The 633-nt window shown below is 45.8% G+C and carries 1 protein-coding gene; it reads right to left on the bottom strand.

Features of this window, described 5'->3' with window-relative positions:
* Positions 1–633 (bottom strand): hypothetical protein (locus P2W72_RS01885; protein ID WP_346429762.1); only part of this gene is annotated, 633 nt, incomplete at both ends.

Raw genomic sequence — 633 nt, 5'->3', positions numbered from 1 at the left:
GGTCAACGTTTTATTGATTACAGCTGCATTGGTAATTGTTGGGGAAGTTGCTGTTCCTGCCAGATCACCAGCTAACTGGATTTTTCCGGTTGCAAGCGTAGTTGCATCAGATGCTGCTGCTCCTGTTACTGCTGTGGTAACAAATGCCGTAGTAGCTACCTGGGTAGTATTCGTTCCGTTAATTGCTGTTGGTGCTGTTGGCACTCCCGTTAATGCAGGACTTGCCAATGGTGCTTTCAGATCCAATGCCGTTTGGGTTGCACCCGATACCGGTTTATCTATATCTGCTGTATTATCTACATTCGCCAGACCGACCATTGATTTAGTGATCCCGGATACCGTACCCGTAAACGTTGGAGACGCCAATGGTGCTTTCAATGCAACATTGCCATCCACTTTTTGAATAGCCTGTAAAATATTATCGGTTGCAGCTACTGTACCGGCTCCCGCGGTATAACCAGTCAACGTTTTATTGATTACAGCTGCATTGGTAATTGTTGGGGAAGTTGCTGTTCCTGCCAGATCACCAGCTAACTGGATTTTTCCGGTTGCAAGCGTAGTTGCGTCAGCTACAGCAAAAGTACTCTTGTCTAACCAGCTTACTATTCCTGTTCCATCAGTGGTTAATACTTT

Origin of the sequence: Daejeonella sp. H1SJ63 (assembly GCF_029360775.1) — a bacterium.
Lineage (GTDB): Bacteria > Bacteroidota > Bacteroidia > Sphingobacteriales > Sphingobacteriaceae > Daejeonella.
This window is presented reverse-complemented; position numbering and strand designations above follow the sequence as displayed.